Here is an 18310-nt window from a genome sequence, read left to right as displayed (position 1 = left end):
GGACACGATGAAGCTTGTCAGATTTTTCATCAGGGCCGCCGCGCTACTGGCCTTATCCGCCAGTGCGGCGGCGGCACCGCGGGTGCTTTTCATTTCCGCCAATCCGGTCCAGCCGGGTAAATTCGTCAATCTCGCCAAGGTAGCGGAACCTTATGCGATCGGCGTGGAAGCGAAGTTTGCCGAAAAAATGGCGGCGGATACCGGCAGCGAAGCATTTGCAGCCTCCGACATCGTCATTTTTGACGCGCCTCGCGAGCACATCGAGGAGTTCATCCGTCTTCGGACCGCCAAGGCGCTGCCGGGGCTGGAAAAATCCGGCAAGCCCAGCCTGTGGATGGGGACAAAAACAGTCCGATCCCAAGGCATTCCAGATGCGCTGGCGCAGCGCTTGCACGCCTATTACATCAATGGCGGCCGCGCCAACTTCGACCATTTCTTCCATACCTTGCAGGCGCATTTTTCCAGCAAGCCATGGGACAAAATTCCCGCACCCATCATTTTCCCGACCTCCGGTGTTTATCACCCTAAGGCTCCCCGCCTGGTTTTCGATACTCCGGATGCGTACCTGGCCTGGAAAGCCGTCGACCTTGGCGCTCAACGCCCACCGGTGATTGCAATTGCCATGCACCAGCAATACATCGCTGCCGAGCAGACCGCCTTCATCGATGCCATGATCGCGCGTATCGAAGCTGGCGGGGCCGTGGCGCTGCCGTTTTACAGCCCCGTGATGGACCCCGATGCGATCACGCGCATGGTTACCCATGCCGGAAAACCGGTCGCCGACGTTATCGTCAACACCCAGATCATGCTCAATCCGGATGGGCGCCGCAACGAATTCCAAGCCCTCGGCATACCGGTCATCCAGGCCATGCCTTATCGCAAGGGCGACGAATCGGCATGGCGGGCCGATCCGCATGGCGTATCGCTGATGGACGTGCCGTTCTACCTGGCCCAGGCAGAGTACGCCGGGGTCACTGACATCCAGATAGCCGCGGCTACCCGCAAAGGCGATGAGCAGGTGGTGGCCATAGCCGCCCAGGCCGATGCCGTGGTGAACAAGGCGGTCAATCTGGTCAAGCTGCAGCGCGCCCAACCTGCCGACCGCCAGATAATCATGTTCTTCTGGAACTATCCACCGGGTGAAAAAAACCTGTCCGCCTCTTTCATGAATCTGCCACGCAGCCTGGCCGGAACGCTCGCCGCAATGAAAGAGGCCGGCTATACGACGGATACACCGGATGAAGCCCGCTTGATCCTGTTGCTGCAACGCCTCCTGGCTCCCTACTATCGCCCGGCTGAGGATCAAACCGAGCTGCAGGCCCTGCTACAGGAAGGACTGGCCGACCGTTTGCCGGTAAAGGTCTATCGTGACTGGCTGCAGACACTGCCAACCGAGGTGCGCGGCGCGCTGAATGAACGATGGGGAGCACCGGAGAAATCCTCCATGGTGCTGAAACAGAATGGCGAAACTTACTTCGTCATCCCCCGCCTCAAGCTGGGCAATATCAGCCTGTTGCCGCAGGCGCCGCGTGGCGAGCGCTGGGAGGAAAAGGAAAAATCGCTTTACCACTCCACCAGCGCGATTCCCTCGCATTTCTACCTTGCCAGCTACCTGTGGGCCAGGGAACAAGCCCGAGCGCATGCATTGGTGCACTTCGGCACCCATGGCAATCAGGAATGGCTGCCGGGCAAGGAACGCGGTCTGTCGGTATACGATTACCCGATGCTGGCGGTCGGCAACGTCCCGGTGGTTTATCCCTACATCATGGATAACATCGGCGAATCGACGCAAGCCAAGCGCCGCGGCCGTGCAACCATCATCAGCCATCAGACGCCACCGTTTGCGCCAGCAGGCCTGCATGACAGCCTGACCCATATCCATGACCAGTTGCATGCATGGCTGGCACAGGATGAAGGTGCGGTAAAGGACAAGATCAAGGCGGACTTCATGGCGCATGTGCGAAAAGAGCGCATCGACAAGGATCTGGACTGGGAACAGGAACGCATCGACAAGGAGTTCCCCGCTTTCGTCACGGCCGTTCACGATCACCTGCATGAGCTGGCGCGTACCGCCCAGCCTCTGGGGTTGCATACATTCGGCCAAGGTGCCGACGAACCGTGGCGCATGGCAACGGTGCTGATGATGTTGGGCAAGGGTTTCTGGGAGGCCGCTGCCGGCTCCGGTGAGGAAGCGGAAGAAATGCTGGTAGGCGATTACACGAGAATTGCCGATTCCGCGCCTTACAAGCGATTGCAGCAGATTATCCATGGCAGCATGGCAGACGATGGAGCGCTGCCGGAAGCTGCGCGTGAGCGGGCGGAAAAAGCCCGGAAATGGTATCGCGACCTGGGTGCGCAGAACGAAATTACAGCCTTTCTCAACGCGCTGAATGGACGGTTCATCCCAACTTCCTACGGCGGCGATCCCATCAAGAATCCGGATGCGCTGCCCACGGGCCGGAATTTATATGCGTTCGATCCTTCGCGCGTGCCCACCAAAGCCGCGTGGGAAGCCGGAAAGGAGGCTTTCGAAAGCCTGCTGGCGGCGCATCGCAAGCAATCCGGCCACGCTCCGAAGAAACTGACGTTCACCTTGTGGTCGGTTGAAACCATGCGCCACTTCGGCATGCTGGAAGCGCAGGCCTTGTGGGCGATGGGCGTGGAACCCGTGTGGGATGAAGGCGGCCGCGTCATTGATGTGAAGCTGGTGCCGCGCGGCCAATTGGGGCGCCCGCGTGTTGATGTGGTGCTCTCCGCCACCGGCCTGTACCGGGATCACTTCCCCAATGTCATGAAACAGTTGGCAAAAGCCGCCAAGCTGGCATCGGAAGCGCAGGAAGCCGACAATCCCCTGGCTGAAAATACCAGGCGCATCGCCAGCCAACTGGAAAAACAGGGCATGAATACAGACGCGGCCCTGCGCGCGGGGCAAACCCGCATCTTCTCGTCCGAATCCGGGCGCTATGGCACCGGGCTGGATGATGCAGCGCTCGCCACCGACACCTGGAAAGGCAAGGAGGACGGCGACCGCAAACTGGCGCAGCTCTACCTCGCGCGCATGCAGTTTGCCTACGGGCCGGACGAGGCGGAATGGGGCCAGGCCGACAAGGGCCTGAATCTCTACGCCGAGCACCTGAAAGGCACGGAGGGCGCTGTGCTGGCGCGCACCTCCAACCTGTACGGCATGCTGACGACCGACGATCCATTCCAGTATTTGGGCGGAATTTCCCTGGCGGTCCGCCATCTCGATGGCAAGGCGCCGGAACTTTACATTTCGAACCTGCGCGGCGCGGGCTCCGGCAAAGTGGAAGGTGCGGCACAATTTCTGAGCAAGGAACTGGCCACCCGCAACTTTCATCCCGGCTATATCGAAGGCCTGAAACGTGAAGGCTACGCCGGTACGCTGCAAGTGCTGGACGGCATCAATAATTTCTGGGGCTGGCAAACCACGGCACGCGAAATCGTGCGTGACGATCAGTGGCAGGAGTTCGTCGATGTCTACGTGCGCGACAAATACAAACTGGGGCTCAAGCAATGGTTCGAAAGCAAGAATCCCCATGCATTGGCACAGTCTATCGAGCGCATGCTGGAAGCGGCGCGCAAAGGCTATTGGAACGCAGACCCGGCCACGCTGAAAGAGCTCAAGGACCGCTATCGGGATCTGGAGAGCCGCTACGACGTCCGCACCGACAACGCGGCATTCAAGACTTTTGTCGGCGGAGGATTTGGCCTGCGTCACGAGCGCAGCCGGGCAACAAAAACAATAGCGCAATCCGCGCAAACGCCAATAGCTTCACCTTCCCTACCCGTACCGCCGCCTGTTCGCGGCATGCAGCTGGAGCAGGTGCAAGAGCAACAGCCGACCACGCCACCGTTGCAAACGCTGGCCTTCACCTTGCTGGCACTTTCCGTCATCGGCGGTGCGTACCGCGCCTCACGCACCTGACATTTTTCAATTTTTCCAAGCTCGGAGCCGCATCATGCAAAGTCAAATCGAATCATCCATGTATCTGGTAGGCCAGGTTTTCCAGTTGCCCACCCTCCTCCTGATCAGCCTGCTGTTCCTCTACGCTTTCTGGGTGTTGGGCGAATTTGGCGTGCTGGCCTGGCGCCGCCGCAACGGCCAGGGGAAAGCATTGCTGGCCGAGTTTCGCCGTCAACCCGACCTGACCGACGACACTCTCGACGTACTCGCGCACAAAATGCTGGAAGCACCGCGCATCGCCAGCCGCGTTGCTCCCATGCTGGGGCTGGTCGCCACCATGATTCCCATGGGCCCTGCATTGAAATCGCTTTCCGATGGCAACCTGGCCCTCGTTTCCGGCAATCTTACCGTCGCCTTTTCCGCCGTGATCCTGGCATTGATTGCCGCCTCCATCACATATTGGGTCGTGAATGTGCGCCGCCGCTGGCTGGCCGAGGAACTTCTGGAAATTGCCGCCATCAAGCAAGGGAGCGCGCAATGAGCATGAAACTGTTGCACGAGCCGGAAACCGAGGATCCCATCCTGTCGGTGGTCAACATCATCGACATTTTTCTGGTCATCATTGCCGCCTTGCTCATCACCATTGCCAAGAACCCGTTGATGAATCCGTTCAGCAAACAGGACGTGACCGTGATTACCGACCCCGGCAAACCCAGCATGGAAATGATCGTGAAGAAAGGCGAAAAAATCGAGCGCTACAAAGCCAATGGAAATATTGGCAGCGGCGACGGCGAGAAGGCCGGCGTCGCCTACCGCATGAAAGACGGCTCCATGATCTATGTGCCTGAAAGAAAGCAATAATGTATCGCCCGCTAACGCTGCTGTCCGGCCTGCTCTTCATCTGTTGCGCGCATAGTGCAGAACGCATTGTGGACACCCGCGACGGCAGTACCGTAACCCGGGAACAATTGATAGAGGTCATGGCCGGCAGCGAGTTCGTCCTGCTGGGCGAACTGCACGATAATGCCGCGCATCACCGGGACCGCGGAGAATTGCTGACCGCATTGAATAGCCATGCACCGAGCGTCGTTGCCGAACACCTGGAAAGCGGAAAGACTGTTGTTGCCGGAAGCGATCTTCAGGCCGATCTGGAGCGCGCCGGTTTCGACGCGAAAGGCTGGGGCTGGCCGCTGCATCAGCCCTTGTTCGCCGCGGTAATAGCAGCGGGAATGCCGCTGTCCGGCGGCAACATTCCGCGCGCCACGGCCAGAAATATCGCACGCGCGGGTGCAAGTGCCCTGCCCGAGGAGATAGCGCAACTGACAGTAGAAGCTCCTCTTGACGCGGAAGCCCGGGAAAAGCTGGATGCGGACTTGCTGCACGGCCATTGCGGCCAGCTTGATGCCGCCATGCTGCCCGGCCTGCGCCTGGCGCAACGTGCCCGTGACGCCACCATGTTCAACGCGCTGCGCAGCGCTACCCAGCGCCCTTCCATTCTGGTAGCAGGCAATGGTCATGTACGGCTGGACTATGGCGTTCCCAGCCTTATCCGGCACTACCTGCCGAACAGCCGCTTCGTCAGTATAGGTTTCGCTGAGGAACCTGCTATCGGCGTGCAGACCCAGTACCACTATCTTTGGATTACGGAACCGACACCACGCAGCGATCCCTGTGCGACCTTTAAGACCGGTAGTAAAGCCGGCAAATAAAGCGATCACTCCGTAATGCCCTGACGAATCCGTCAAATCTCCGTATCCGCAGCTTCAGTCTTCTTATGCGCAAGGTTCTCCAGCACCTGCAAAAAGCTGCTGAGGCTGGGGTTCCCGACAAAAGTGCATGGCTTGCCGGTGCGCTTGCATTGTTCCTTTACGCGCCAGTATGCGTTGTGGCTGATACAGCCGGTCTGGCAGATCACCGCATCCGCTGCCGAAATCACCGCCTCAAGCCGGCCGATGTTCTCTTCCTTCCCGCCGTCATGATGCATGAATTCGCCGCCTCGTAATTGCACCAGACTGCGAAAATGCGGAATGGCGTCGACACGGCCGCCGACGCACAGCACGGTACGCCCCAGCAGACGCTGTTCTTCCTGGTGCACGTCGTTCGATTCCGGCTCCTGGGCCGCGATCAATTCCGCCAGTTCGGATTCCAGCCGGCGAATGTCTTCCCGCGCCGCCGAATAGTCAATTTCCAGTGTCGCGTGGCGTTCCTTCAGCGTGGCGTATGCGCTCTCGGCCAATTGCAGCCGATACATCAGGCGCATGATTTCGTTTGAATCCTCCGCCTGTTCACGCAGGCTGTCGCGCTCGGCAGCATATCGCTCGGCCAGCGCCAGCTGCTGGACCGCGTCGGTGCGTGCTGCCTCCAACTGTGTTTTCAAGTCGGCAATCTGTTCGATGTAGCGGTTGCAGGACTCGGTGACGCGCTGCTGCATGCGCGACAACTCGCGCGTCAGCATGGCATTTTCCTCCTGCAGCCGCGTCCAGGCCTGCTGTTCGCGTCGCACACCGGCACCGATCTGATGTTGCAGCATGTGGATGTCGGCATATATCTGCAAGCGGAATTCCTCGGTGCTGGCCGGGTGCGTGAGCACGGCCCAGAACATACCGGGAATATCGTCTCCGGCCAGCGCCTCGCGCCATTTCGCCATCAGCTCCTCGGTCGTTTTCATGGGCTTGCAACGCTGGATGGCTAGCGCGTATTTCTTTTCCAGCGTCTTGTGCAACAGACTGGAAAGCGGCGTCCGCGTGCCGCACTCGCTGGCTGCGGTGCAGTGCACTTCATAATCGCTGGGCCGATGCGGAAAGGTCATGACCTTCAGCACCAGTTCGCGTATCTCGCCGAGCTTGAAGCAGACCCCGATGATCGGGCAGTGATACCGATGCGTCAGCTCCCACAGCCGATGGCGACGCGAACCATTGGTCAATGGCGTCTCGACGCTCATGTCCGCCTCGCTTGCTGGCGATCCAGTACCAACTGCCAGGCATCGCACAATTCATCGCAAGTCTTGTGAAGGATTTCCGGCAGGTCGTCGCGCTGCGACAGCACCTCCAGGTTTCGGTAGATGCGCTGGCTTAGCCTTGGTGAAGGCTGGCTTTGTTGGTCCTGGATTGCGTAAGAGTGAAACAGGCAGAGTAATGCGGAAATTGCTGCATCCGGTGTGATGGCAGCAACGGGAAGATCGAGTTCGTCAGGCATGGTAAGTCTCCTTGCGCTTGTGTTATTGATAATCATTCTCATTTAAATGAGTTGATTCGTCAAGCCCTGCCTCAAATAAAAAAGGCTGCCCGAAAGCAGCCTTTTCAGCGTCTTACCAAGAATGATCAGCTCATCAGCGACAGCAGCGAGTTCAGACGTTTCACGAAACTGGCTGGATCTTCCAGTTGCCCGCCTTCCGCCAGCAGCGCCTGGTCGAACAGCAGGTTGGCCCAATCGGCAAAACGCGCATCGTCGGATTCGCTCTTCAGGCGCGTCACCAAAGAATGCTGCGGATTGATTTCCAGGACAGGCTTGGTCGAAGGCGCGTTCTGACCGGCTGCTTTCAGCAGGCGCTCCAGATTTGCGCTCATGTCGTTCTCGCCGGTGACGATGCAGGCCGGGGAATCGGTGAGGCGATGCGTGACGCGCACCTCTTTCACCTTGTCTTCTCCCAGCGTGGACTTGATCTTCTCAACCAGATCCTTGAATTCGTCTTCTGCCTGTTTCTGCGCTTCCTTCTCGGATTCGTCTTCCAGCGAACCCAAGTCGAGATCGCCCTTGGCGACGGATTGCAGTTTCTTGCCTGCGAACTCGGTCAGGCCGCTGACCAGCCATTCATCGACACGGTCGGACAGCAGCAGCACTTCGATGCCCTTCTTGCGGAAGATTTCGAGGTGCGGGCTATGCTTGGCGGCGGCAAAGGAGTCGGCAGTCACGTAGTAGATATGTTCCTGTCCTTCCTTCATGCGGGCGATGTAGTCCTTGAGCGAGACGGTTTCCTCGTCGGTATCGGCATGGGTGGAGGCAAAGCGCAGCAGCCCGGCAATCTTTTCCTTGTTGCCGAAATCCTCGCCCGGGCCTTCTTTCAGCACACGGCCGAATTCCTTCCAGAAAGTCGCATATTTTTCCTGGTCGTTCTCTGCCATATCTTCCAGCAGGCCCAGTACCTTCTTCACCGAGCCGGCCTTGATGCCGTCGATTTCCTTGCTGTGCTGCAGGATCTCGCGCGACACGTTGAGCGGCAGGTCGGCAGAATCGATCACCCCGCGCACGAAGCGCAGGTATTGCGGCATCAGTTGCTCGGCGTCATCCATGATGAACACGCGCTTCACGTACAGCTTGATACCGTGGCGGCGCTCGCGGTCGTAGAGGTCAAACGGCGCACGGCCGGGAATGTACAGCAGCGAAATATATTCCTGCTTGCCCTCGACGCGGTTGTGGCTCCAGGCCAGCGGCTTGTCGAAATCGTGCGCGACGTGCTTGTAGAACTCCTCATACTGCTCTTCGGTGATATCGTTCTTGGCGCGCGACCACAGTGCGGAAGCCTGGTTGACGGTTTCGTCCTCGTCCGTCGGCACCTGCTCGCCATCCTTCCAGTCTGACTTCTTCATCACGATAGGCAAAGTGATGTGATCGGAATACTTGCGAATGATGGACTTGATCTTCCAGTCATTGAGGAATTCGTCCTCGCCTTCGCGCAGATGCAGCACGATCTCGGTGCCGCGAGCCGGCTTGTCAATCACTTCCAGCGTGTAATCGCCGGAACCGGTGGATTCCCAGCGTACTCCATGCTCGGCGGTGAGGCCCGCACGGCGCGTGCTGAGCGTAACCTTGTCGGCAAGAATGAATGCGGAATAGAAACCGACGCCAAACTGGCCGATCAATGTCGCGTCCTTCTTCTGGTCGCCGGACAATTGCGAGAAGAACTCGCGCGTGCCGGATTTAGCGATGGTACCGATGTTGTCGATCACTTCCTGACGGCTCATGCCGATGCCGTTATCGCTGAACGTCAGCGTGCGGGCGGCCTTGTCGAAGGAAATGCGGATTCTGAGCTCGCTATCGTTCTCAAACAGCGCGCCGTCGGACAGCGCTTCAAAACGCAGTTTGTCGGCGGCGTCGGACGCATTTGAAATCAGTTCGCGCAGGACAATTTCCTTGTTGGAATACAAGGAATGGATCATCAGGTGCAGCAGCTGTTTGACTTCCGCCTGGAAGCCCAGCGTTTCTTTGGTCGTGGTGGTCATGGGATCCCCTCTTGTTATCAGGAACTACGAAACAAGCTGGTAAATGGGGCCGGGCGGCCGAAATTCAAGAGGCAGTTTTATCTGGACAGATGCGCCAGCGCCCGGGACGCCATCCATAAGCCGAAGCTGGCCGTCACCGTCATCGCCGCACCGAAGCCGGCACAGTTGATGCCGCTCACCGGCTTGTCGTCGACATCGCAGGATTCGCCGTTTTCCGGCATCCTGAGCGGCTCGGAGGAAAACACGCACTCCACGCCGAATTTCTTCTTGGCATCCTTGGGAAAGCCGTATTCGCGCCGCAACAGCACCCGCACGCGGGAAAGTAGCGGATCCTGCACGCTGCGCGCCAGATCACCCAACTCGATGCGCGCCGGATCAACGCGGCCGCCGGCGCCGCCGGAAGCAATCATCTTGATCTTGCGGCGCTTGCACCAATTGATCATCGCCGCCTTGACGCGGGCGTTATCGATGGCGTCGATCACGAAATCGTAGCCACGGCCGAGCATGTCTTCGAGATTGTCTAGGGTGACGAAATCCTCGATCTCGATCACTTCGCAATCCGGATTGATGGCATGGATACGCTCCGCCATCGCGGCCACCTTGGCCTTGCCGTATTCGTCGCCCAAAGCATGCACTTGGCGATTGGTATTGGATTCGGCGATATTGTCGAGATCGATCAGGGTAATGCGGCCGATAGCGCTGCGGGCCAGGGACTCCGCGGCCCACGAACCGACACCGCCTACCCCCACGATGCAGACATGCGCCTGACGGAAACGCTGGAATGACTCTTCCCCATAGAGACGCCTGACGCCGCCGAAGCGTCGTTCGAAATCCATCTCCATTACTTTTCCAGTATTACAAAGGCGACGGCAAGCGCTTTTTCGTCGCTGATGGAAATATGCATGAAGCGGATACCGCGCTCCTCCACCCAGGCTTGCAAATCGGGGGCCAGCACCAGCACCGGCTTGCCGAGATCGCTATGGCCGACGCCTATGCTTTGCATCGCCACCGGCGCGCGCAATCCTGTACCCAATGCCTTGCCGAATGCCTCCTTGGCGGCGAAGCGCTTGGCGAGAAAACGCGCCTTGACCTGGCTCAACTCGAATTCGAGATATTCCGCTTCGGTCAGGATGCGCCGGGCAAAGGTGTCACCGAAACGCGCAAGCGATTGCTCGATGCGGGAAACCTCGACAATATCGGTGCCGATGCCGTAGATCATCGGCCTGTGGCGGCGGCTACCATCAGCGCCTTCATTTCGCGCACGGCATTGTCCCAACCGACAAAGAGCGCGTGGGCAACGATGGCATGGCCTATATTGAGCTCATCGACACCGGGAATCGCGGCGACCTGGTGCACATTGTGATAATGCAAGCCGTGACCGGCATTGACCGACAGGCCGAGCGATACGCCATGCACCACGGCATTCTTGATCCGGAACAGCTCTTCATTGCGTGCGTGCTCGGTTTCTGCATCGGCGAAGCCGCCGGTATGCAGTTCCACTACCGGCGCCCCAGCGGCTTTCGAAGCGTCCAGTTGTGCTTCGTCCGCATTGATAAAAAGCGATACGCGTATGCCGGCATCACCCAGTCGCTGGCAGGCACTCTTGACTTTGTCGAAATGACGCACTACGTCCAGACCGCCTTCAGTCGTCAGTTCTTCACGGCGCTCGGGCACCAGACAGACATCCTGCGGCTTGACCTGCAACGCGATGGCGATCATTTCTTCGGTGACCGCCATTTCGAGGTTCATGCGCGTCTGCAAAATACCGCGTAGCGTATGTACATCTGCATCCTGAATATGGCGGCGATCTTCGCGCAAGTGCAGCGTGATCGCATCCGCGCCCGATTGTTCGGCGCGCAAGGCAGCCTGCACGACACTGGGATAACGAGTACCGCGCGCCTGACGGATAGTGGCGACGTGGTCGATGTTGACGCCGAGTCTGATCATAATTCCTGTAAGTCGATAAGTAATTGACGGGTATGCAAGGGCTTGTCGCCGAGGTAATGCGCGAGCAGCATGCGCATCAGCTGCTTGCTTTGCAGCAGCGTGGCCGGGTCGCTGTAATCGTCGCGGGCCATATCAAGCAGCGTCTTGCCGCTTAATTGTACACCGGTTTCATTGTCACCCGGGCTGACAGCCCCGCGCTCCGGCAGGTAGAGATATTCGTGTTCAGGCTCGATGGGAGTGCCTTCCACCTGATGTGTCAGCGGCACGGCGTAGCCCAGCTCCTGCAGCATTTTCAGTTCGAGGCGACGCAGGGTCGGGGCCATCGGCTCGGCCGCCGCAAGGTACCGCAAAGTCTGGGAGTAATAATCGAACAAGGCCGTATGGGGATCTTCGCGCGGCAACAGGCGCAGAAGCAATTCATTGAGATAAAAACCACACATCAGCGCTTCGCCGTTGAGCAACAGCAGGCCTTCTCCCCAATCCAGAGAGTGCAGGTTACGGAGTTCGGATTTGCCCGACCATGTGGCGAGCAACGGTTGAAAGGCTTGCAACATGCCGCGCATTGCGGATCGCGGACGGCGCGCCCCTTTGGCGATTGCCGCGACACGGCCGAAATCGCGGCTGAACAATTCGACGACGAGGCTGGTTTCCTTGAAGGGATAGGTATGCAGCACGAAGACCGGCTGCTGATCCTGGCGTGCGATACCGCCGGCGGCCATGAGCTAGTCCCTGATCAATAACCCAGGCTTTTCAGTGCCCGCTCATCATCCGCCCAGCCGCCGCGCACCTTCACCCAGGTTTCCAGCCAGACCTTGCCGCCGAACAGCTTTTCCATGTCTTGCCGCGCCTCGGTGGAAATCTGCTTGAGCTTCTCGCCGCCCTTGCCGATCAGGATGGGCTTCTGGCCCTCCTTGTCGACGATGATGGCGGCATGGATGCGGCGCAAAGCTCCTTCCTGCTCAAATTTCTCGATTTCCACGGCGACCGAATAAGGCAACTCTTCACCGAGCAGGCGGAATATTTTTTCACGTATCAGTTCAGCTGCGAGAAAACGCTCGTTGCGATCCGTGAGCTCGTCCTCGCCATAGATTGCGGGCTGCTCAGGCAAGTGCTGCCGGATCGCGGACAACAGATCCTCAAGATTGAGGCTGCGCTTGGCGCTGATGGGCACGATGGCCGCAAACGGAAATACACCGCCGTGCTCCTGTATGAAAGGCAGCAACTGGCCTTTATCCTCCAGCAGATCGGCCTTGTTGATAACCAGTAGCACCGGAGTGTTTTTGGGCAGGATGTCGAGCACCTTGCGGTCGGCATCGCCGAAACGGGTGGCCTCGATCACAAACAGGACCACATCCACTTCGGACATGACCTGCTTCACCGTCTTGTTCATGCCGCGGTTGAGCGCATTGATGTGCTTCAACTGGAAGCCGGGGGTATCCACGAACAGGTACTGCGCATCCTCCGTGGTGTGGATACCGAGCAGCCGGTGGCGCGTCGTCTGCGCCTTGCGCGAAGTGATGCTGAGCTTGGCTCCCAGAATATGATTGAGCATCGTGGATTTCCCGACATTGGGGCGTCCGACGATAGCAATGGTGCCGCAACGAAAATCAGTCATTTTGAGCCTATTTCAGCAATTCATACGCTGCTTGCGCAGCCTGTTGTTCCGCAGCGCGCCGACTGTTGCCGGCACCCTGGGCATGGACTTTAAGTGCGGGAATACGACATTCCACGCGGAAAACCTGACAGTGTGCCTCGCCTTCCGTCGCCAGCAGGACGTATTCCGGCAAGGCCAGTTTGCGACCTTGCAGATATTCCTGCAAGAATGTCTTTGGATCTTTGCCCAGGGACTTGGGATCGAGGTTTTCGAGCAGCGGAGAATAAAGTCTTTCGACAACAGCTTCGGCAGCAGGAAACCCCGCATCGAGAAATACCGCGCCGAGCAATGCTTCGAGCGTGTCCGCCAGCATCGACGGGCGCCGCCATCCCCCGCTTTTCATCTCTCCCTCGCCCAGGCGCATATATTCACCCAGCGACAAACCGAGGGCAATTTCACATAAAGTGGCTTCCCTGACCAAATGCGCGCGCAAACGACTTAATTCGCCTTCGGGAAGCTTGGGGAAGCGGCGATAAAGCAGATGGGCGATAACGCAATTCAACACGCCATCGCCGAGGAATTCCAGCCGCTCGTTGTTGGGTACGCTATGGCTGCGGTGCGTCAGTGCCTGAATCAGCAGCGCATTGTTCGTAAAATCATGGCCGAGATACCGGACCAGTGCCGATTGGGTCATTAAGTTAAGGCAAGGACTTTCCTGCCGGCGAGTCTTCCGTAGATGCGTGGAATTTCAGCAAGGCACTGACATTGGCAACCAAGGGAATCACGACTTCGTAATCCGCCGTGACCACGGTTTCTCCGGAACTGTTCCGGGTAATTTGAAGATCCTTAGGTTGAACGCTGTGGATATCGTCAATGCCTTGGGATCGATCAAACGCGCGCTGGATTTCGTTTTTTTCCATACTGGAAAGGTTACCTGCACTCGCCATCCGGTTGATGGCTTTTTTGACCGCGAAAAATTCCGCATACGCCGGGAATAGTTTCATCGTCAATAAAGCAACGATAGCGATCATACCCACCGTGAACGTCAGGCTCCAGAAAGTAAAACCCTTTTGCTTGCGCATGGCATCTCCCCTTATTTAATGGTGTCGCCAATTCTGCCGAAATTATCGAAATTCCACCAGATCATGAACGCCTTGCCGACGATATTGTTTTCAGGCACAAAACCCCAGAAACGGCTGTCATTGCTGTTATCGCGATTATCGCCCATGACGAAGTAATGGCCAGGCGGCACAATGACTTCGCCATCGATCACGGGAGCATCGTCCACCAACAGAATATCGTGCTTATGTGCGCCCAGCGTTTCCTTGTACAGCTTGGCAGCGATGCGGTTGAGGCCCGGAGCCACATATTCGTAATCACCGTCCAGCCCTACTTCAAGCGGTTGGCCATTGATCACAAGATGCTTATCGCGATATTCAATGCGGTCGCCGGGAAGACCAACGACACGCTTGATGTAGTCCATCGAGGGGTCCTGCGGATAGCGGAACACCATGACTTCGCCGCGTTGCGGGTGATTCATTTCAAAGAAGGTATTGTTCAGGATCGGCACGCGCAAACCATAAGTATGCTTGTTGACCAGGATGAAGTCGCCCACCAGCAAGGTCGGCATCATGGATCCGGAAGGAATCTTGAACGGCTCGACCAGGAAGGAGCGAATCATGAAAACCGCGAGGATCACCGGGAAGAAGCTCTTGGAGTATTCCACGACCCACGACTCGGCCTTGCCTTCGGCACGTACCTTGCGCAGATAGAAGATGTCCAACAGCCAGACGGCACCGGTAAGTACCAGGGCCGCGAGCATGAACAGGGCGAACAGCATGATTATTTATCCTCCACACGCAGGATGGCGAGGAACGCCTCCTGCGGAATTTCAACGTTGCCCACTTGTTTCATGCGTTTTTTGCCTTCCTTCTGCTTTTCCAGCAGTTTCTTTTTCCGGGTGATGTCGCCGCCATAACATTTTGCCAGCACATTCTTACGCATGGCTTTCACTGTTTCACGTGCGATGATATTGGCGCCGATGGCCGCCTGGATTGCTACGTCGAACATCTGGCGCGGGATCAGCTCGCGCATCTTGGCAGCCAATTCGCGTCCGCGATACTGGCTGTTGCCCCGGTGCACGATCAGCGACAACGCATCCACCCGGTCACCGTTCACGAGAATATCCAGTTTCACCAGATCGGCAGTGCGGAACTCGAGAAACTCGTAATCCATGGAAGCGTAGCCGCGCGAGGTCGATTTCAATTTGTCAAAGAAATCCAGCACCACTTCGTTCAGCGGCATTTCATAAGTCAGCATTACCTGCCGCCCCATATACTGCATGTTGCGCTGTACGCCGCGCTTGTTGTTGCACAGCGTCATCACCGGTCCAACATATTCTTGCGGCATCAGGATAGTCGTTGTGATAATGGGCTCGCGGATTTCCTCGATGCGCGACGGTTCGGGCAGCTTGGAGGGGTTCTCCACCAGCACCACTTCGCCCGCCTTGGTAACGATCTCGTACACCACGGTTGGCGCGGTGGTGATGAGGTCCATGTCGTATTCGCGCTCCAGCCGTTCCTGCACGATCTCCATATGCAAGAGACCGAGGAATCCGCAGCGGAAGCCGAAGCCCAGTGCCTGCGACACTTCCGGCTCGAACTGCAGCGAGGCATCGTTCAGGCGCAGCTTTTCCAGCGCATCGCGCAGCGCTTCATACTGGTTGGATTCCACGGGATAGAGACCAGCAAACACCTGCGGCTTGATTTCCTTGAAACCCGGCAACGGCGCGGCGGCCTGCTTGTTTGCCAGAGTCACGGTATCGCCAACCTTGGCATTGGCCAGCTCCTTGATACCGGCGATGATGAAACCCACTTCACCGGCAGACAGGCTCTCGCGTTGACGCGACTTCGGGGTAAATACGCCGACCTGCTCGCACAGGTGTTCGGCACCGGTCGCCATCAGGCGTATCTTGTCCTTGGGCTTGATCGTGCCATCCACCACGCGCACCAACATGATCACGCCGACGTAGTTATCGAACCAGGAATCGATGATAAGCGCCTTGACCGGCGCAGCAGGATCGCCGACCGGCGGCGGAATCTTCGCAACAACAGAGTCGAGCACGTCTTCAACACCAACGCCGGTCTTGGCCGAGCAACGCACCGCGTCGGTCGCCTCTACCCCGATGATGTCTTCGATTTCCTGAATCACACGCTCGGGATCGGCCGAAGGCAGGTCGATCTTGTTCAGCACCGGCACGACTTCGACGTTCTGTTCGATGGCGGTATAGCAGTTGGCGACGGATTGGGCTTCAACGCCTTGCGAAGCATCCACGACCAGCAGCGCCCCCTCACAGGCCGCAAGCGAGCGGCTGACCTCATACGAAAAGTCCACGTGCCCCGGGGTATCGATCAGGTTGAGCTGATAAACTTGCCCGTCACGCGCCTTGTAATTCAGCGCGGCGGTCTGCGCCTTGATGGTAATGCCACGTTCGCGCTCCAGGTCCATAGAGTCCAGCACCTGGGCCTCCATTTCCCGGTCGGACAAGCCGCCGCAGAGTTGGATGATACGGTCAGCCAGCGTGGATTTGCCGTGGTCAATGTGAGCGATGATCGAAAAATTGCGGATGTTTTTCATTTTCAGGTAGCAAGAAGGGCGCCGAAAAGGCGCCCTTCTTGCTTAACAGGCTGTTCGAGCGCGGATTTTACCGCAAAGCAGTGGAATCCGCACCCGAAGAGACTACTTTCCGTTCACTTTTACCGGAATGTACAAGGTACTGTCGCCTCGCAGTACAAGCAATGCAACCGTCTTTCCCGATTGCGCCCCGCCAACCAGCTTGTTGAACTGCTCCAGGCTTTGAACCTCATTGTTGTTCACCGCCAGAATAACATCGCCGCGACGAATGCCGGCCTGGCCGGCCGTACCTTCAGCGCCGATCACCAGCAAGCCGCTCTTGCCATTCAGTTTCTTCTTCTGCTGCGGCGTCAGCTCACGCAGCGTTAAACCAATCTTGTTCGGCTCGGCTTTGGCAGGCCCCTTTGCCGGACGAGCTTCCTCTTTGTCGTCAGAGGGCATTTCACCCACCGTCAGAGAAATGTTGCGACCACCCCCTTTGCGCAGAATCTCCACATTCACTTCCTTGCCGGGCTTGGTGCCAGCGACAACGCGCGGCAGATCGGATGACGTGTTGATGGGCTTATTATCGAACTTAAGAATGACGTCACCTGCCAGCAGCCCCGATTTTTCAGCAGGACTGCCCTTTTCGACGCCCGCAATCAGCGCACCATTGGTATTTTTCATGCCAAAGGAATCGGCCAACTCTCGGGTAATTTCCTGGATATTGATGCCCAGCCAGCCGCGCGTTACCCTGCCGCTGGACTTCAACTGATTCTGCACCTCCATCGCGACATCGATAGGAATCGCGAAAGACAGGCCCATGTAACCGCCGCTGCGACTGAAAATCTGAGAATTGATGCCGACGACCTCACCCTTCAGATTGAAAAGCGGACCACCCGAATTGCCGGGATTGATGGCAACATCGGTCTGGATGAACGGCACGTAGTTTTCCTGCGGCAGCGCGCGCCCCTTGGCGCTTACGATACCCGCAGTCACTGTGTTTTCGAGGCCGAACGGTGAGCCGATGGCCACTACCCACTCGCCTACTCTGAGTTGTCCGGGGTCGCCAAAGACGACACGCGGCAAATTGGCGGCCTCGATCTTGACCAGGGCAACATCGGTACGGCGGTCGATACCGATGATCTTGGCCTTGAACTCGCGCTTGTCCGTCAGCTTGACGAGCACTTCATCGGCTTCATTGACGACGTGTGCATTGGTCAGGATGTAACCGTCGGCACTAATGATGAACCCCGAGCCCAGGGACTGCGTCTTGTAGTCCTGGCCAGGGCCGCCCCCGCCCGGCGGGGCGAAGCGGCGGAAAAACTCATAAAACGGATCATCTTCCGGCACGTTGGGGAAGGGCATGACTCCCTGTCCTTCAGCATGTATGGTCTGGGTTGTGCTGATATTCACTACCGCCGGGCCCTGCTTTTCGTAGAGCTCGGTAAAGTCAGGCAACTCCTTCGCAAAGGAAGGCATTGCAAAAGCAAAAATAAAAATCGATGCAGCAAAGGCTTTTTTAATCATTCAAATTACCTCTTTTACAAATTTTTCCATTGAGGCCGGGTATGGACTGCCGCAAGACAATCGGCCGGTAACTGCCGCTCGTCCGCCGCGCGGCATGACCGCGCAGCCAGAGCAAGCCTAGCGCCAACCCCAACCCGGCACCGCTTAATGCATAGGCATCCGCATTGGCTGGGGCAGCGGCAAAGGAACCACCCAATCCAGCACCGATAAGCAGTGAAATTAAAGGAACACCGTAAGCGGCCAGGGAACTGGCCAGCAACGCCTTCTCATCGATACCGACAACTACGCTGTCGCCGGCTTGGGCGTTAATTTGATTTTCTGCCCGGACAACCGAATTGCGATGCCCCAGCAGCCTCCCCCAGATCGATACGCCACAGCCGCGCGTCTGGCCGCAAAGGCCGCAGGGCTTGCTGCGCACGATTTCCAGTAAAGCCATGTCCCGATCGACATCGACGACAATAGCTTGCTCTTCAATCATGACTA

18 protein-coding genes are annotated in these 18310 nt (G+C 57.9%); 4 read left to right on the top strand and 14 right to left on the bottom strand.

Translation table 11 applies throughout. The features are described 5' to 3' along the window. Positions 1-7 precede the first annotated feature (7 nt). From cobN to A7976_RS05210, 4 genes are read left to right on the top strand one after another with little or no spacing between them, the layout of a single operon-like run. Positions 8-3946 carry a cobaltochelatase subunit CobN gene (gene cobN, locus A7976_RS05225; RefSeq protein WP_067108120.1) on the top strand — a complete coding sequence of 1313 codons (3939 nt, stop codon included), beginning with the start codon at positions 8-10 and terminating at the stop codon, positions 3944-3946. Positions 3947-3980: 34 nt separating this feature from the next. Then, positions 3981-4466 (top strand): MotA/TolQ/ExbB proton channel family protein, encoded by a 486-nt coding sequence (locus A7976_RS05220; protein ID WP_067108117.1) that lies wholly within the window; start codon positions 3981-3983, stop codon positions 4464-4466. Next, positions 4463-4786 (top strand): DUF2149 domain-containing protein, encoded by a 324-nt coding sequence (locus A7976_RS05215; RefSeq protein ID WP_205633467.1) that lies wholly within the window; start codon positions 4463-4465, stop codon positions 4784-4786. The genes A7976_RS05220 and A7976_RS05215 overlap by 4 nt, the downstream gene beginning before the upstream one ends. Further along, positions 4786-5634, top strand: a complete 849-nt coding sequence (locus A7976_RS05210) for a ChaN family lipoprotein (RefSeq protein ID WP_067108103.1) — start codon at positions 4786-4788, stop codon at positions 5632-5634. Before A7976_RS05215 ends, A7976_RS05210 begins: the two co-directional genes overlap by 1 nt. 32 nt (positions 5635-5666) lie before the next feature. On the opposite strand, the gene A7976_RS05205 is transcribed toward A7976_RS05210, so the two are convergent. From A7976_RS05205 to A7976_RS05140, 14 genes are all read right to left on the bottom strand, one after another. After that, entirely contained in the window at positions 5667-6866 is a 1200-nt protein-coding gene (locus A7976_RS05205; protein ID WP_067108100.1) for a DUF2325 domain-containing protein, read from the bottom strand. Beyond that, positions 6863-7120: a hypothetical protein gene (locus A7976_RS05200; RefSeq protein WP_067108097.1), complete on the bottom strand. Its 258-nt coding sequence runs from the start codon at positions 7118-7120 to the stop codon at positions 6863-6865. The genes A7976_RS05205 and A7976_RS05200 overlap by 4 nt, the downstream gene beginning before the upstream one ends. A gap of 125 nt (positions 7121-7245) precedes the next feature. Next, a complete protein-coding gene (gene htpG / locus A7976_RS05195; RefSeq protein ID WP_067108094.1) occupies positions 7246-9144 on the bottom strand; it encodes a molecular chaperone HtpG in 1899 nt (632 codons plus the stop codon). 77 nt (positions 9145-9221) lie between these two features. Next, positions 9222-9986 (bottom strand): tRNA cyclic N6-threonylcarbamoyladenosine(37) synthase TcdA, encoded by a 765-nt coding sequence (gene tcdA, locus A7976_RS05190; RefSeq protein ID WP_067108091.1) that lies wholly within the window; start codon positions 9984-9986, stop codon positions 9222-9224. Continuing rightward, complete coding sequence (acpS, locus tag A7976_RS05185) at positions 9986-10363, bottom strand: holo-ACP synthase (RefSeq protein WP_067108088.1); 378 nt, start codon at positions 10361-10363, stop codon at positions 9986-9988. The genes tcdA and acpS overlap by 1 nt, the downstream gene beginning before the upstream one ends. Continuing rightward, positions 10360-11091, bottom strand: coding sequence for a pyridoxine 5'-phosphate synthase (gene pdxJ, locus A7976_RS05180; protein WP_067108085.1), 732 nt, complete (start codon positions 11089-11091; stop codon positions 10360-10362). The genes acpS and pdxJ overlap by 4 nt, the downstream gene beginning before the upstream one ends. Then, the gene (gene recO / locus A7976_RS05175) at positions 11088-11810 is read right to left on the bottom strand and encodes a DNA repair protein RecO (protein WP_067108079.1); all 723 of its coding nucleotides are present in this window, start codon (positions 11808-11810) and stop codon (positions 11088-11090) included. The genes pdxJ and recO overlap by 4 nt, the downstream gene beginning before the upstream one ends. 14 nt (positions 11811-11824) lie before the next feature. Then, complete coding sequence (era, locus tag A7976_RS05170) at positions 11825-12706, bottom strand: GTPase Era (RefSeq protein ID WP_067108077.1); 882 nt, start codon at positions 12704-12706, stop codon at positions 11825-11827. 7 nt (positions 12707-12713) lie between these two features. Next, positions 12714-13379: a ribonuclease III gene (rnc, locus tag A7976_RS05165; protein WP_067108074.1), complete on the bottom strand. Its 666-nt coding sequence runs from the start codon at positions 13377-13379 to the stop codon at positions 12714-12716. A 4-nt stretch (positions 13380-13383) separates the two neighbouring features. Next, positions 13384-13767, bottom strand: coding sequence for a DUF4845 domain-containing protein (locus tag A7976_RS05160; RefSeq protein ID WP_067108071.1), 384 nt, complete (start codon positions 13765-13767; stop codon positions 13384-13386). An 11-nt stretch (positions 13768-13778) separates the two neighbouring features. After that, on the bottom strand, positions 13779-14525 hold the full coding sequence (lepB, locus tag A7976_RS05155) for a signal peptidase I (RefSeq protein ID WP_067108067.1): 747 nt from the start codon (positions 14523-14525) through the stop codon (positions 13779-13781). A 2-nt stretch (positions 14526-14527) separates the two neighbouring features. Beyond that, a complete protein-coding gene (gene lepA, locus A7976_RS05150) occupies positions 14528-16321 on the bottom strand; it encodes a translation elongation factor 4 (protein ID WP_067108064.1) in 1794 nt (597 codons plus the stop codon). Positions 16322-16423: 102 nt separating this feature from the next. Then, positions 16424-17827: a DegQ family serine endoprotease gene (locus tag A7976_RS05145; protein ID WP_067108061.1), complete on the bottom strand. Its 1404-nt coding sequence runs from the start codon at positions 17825-17827 to the stop codon at positions 16424-16426. Then, positions 17820-18305 (bottom strand): SoxR reducing system RseC family protein, encoded by a 486-nt coding sequence (locus A7976_RS05140; RefSeq protein WP_067108058.1) that lies wholly within the window; start codon positions 18303-18305, stop codon positions 17820-17822. Before A7976_RS05140 ends, A7976_RS05145 begins: the two co-directional genes overlap by 8 nt. Positions 18306-18310: the final 5 nt, after the last annotated feature.

Source organism: Methylobacillus sp. MM3 (genome assembly GCF_001645185.1).
In the GTDB taxonomy this organism is placed as follows: domain Bacteria; phylum Pseudomonadota; class Gammaproteobacteria; order Burkholderiales; family Methylophilaceae; genus MM2.
This window is presented reverse-complemented; position numbering and strand designations above follow the sequence as displayed.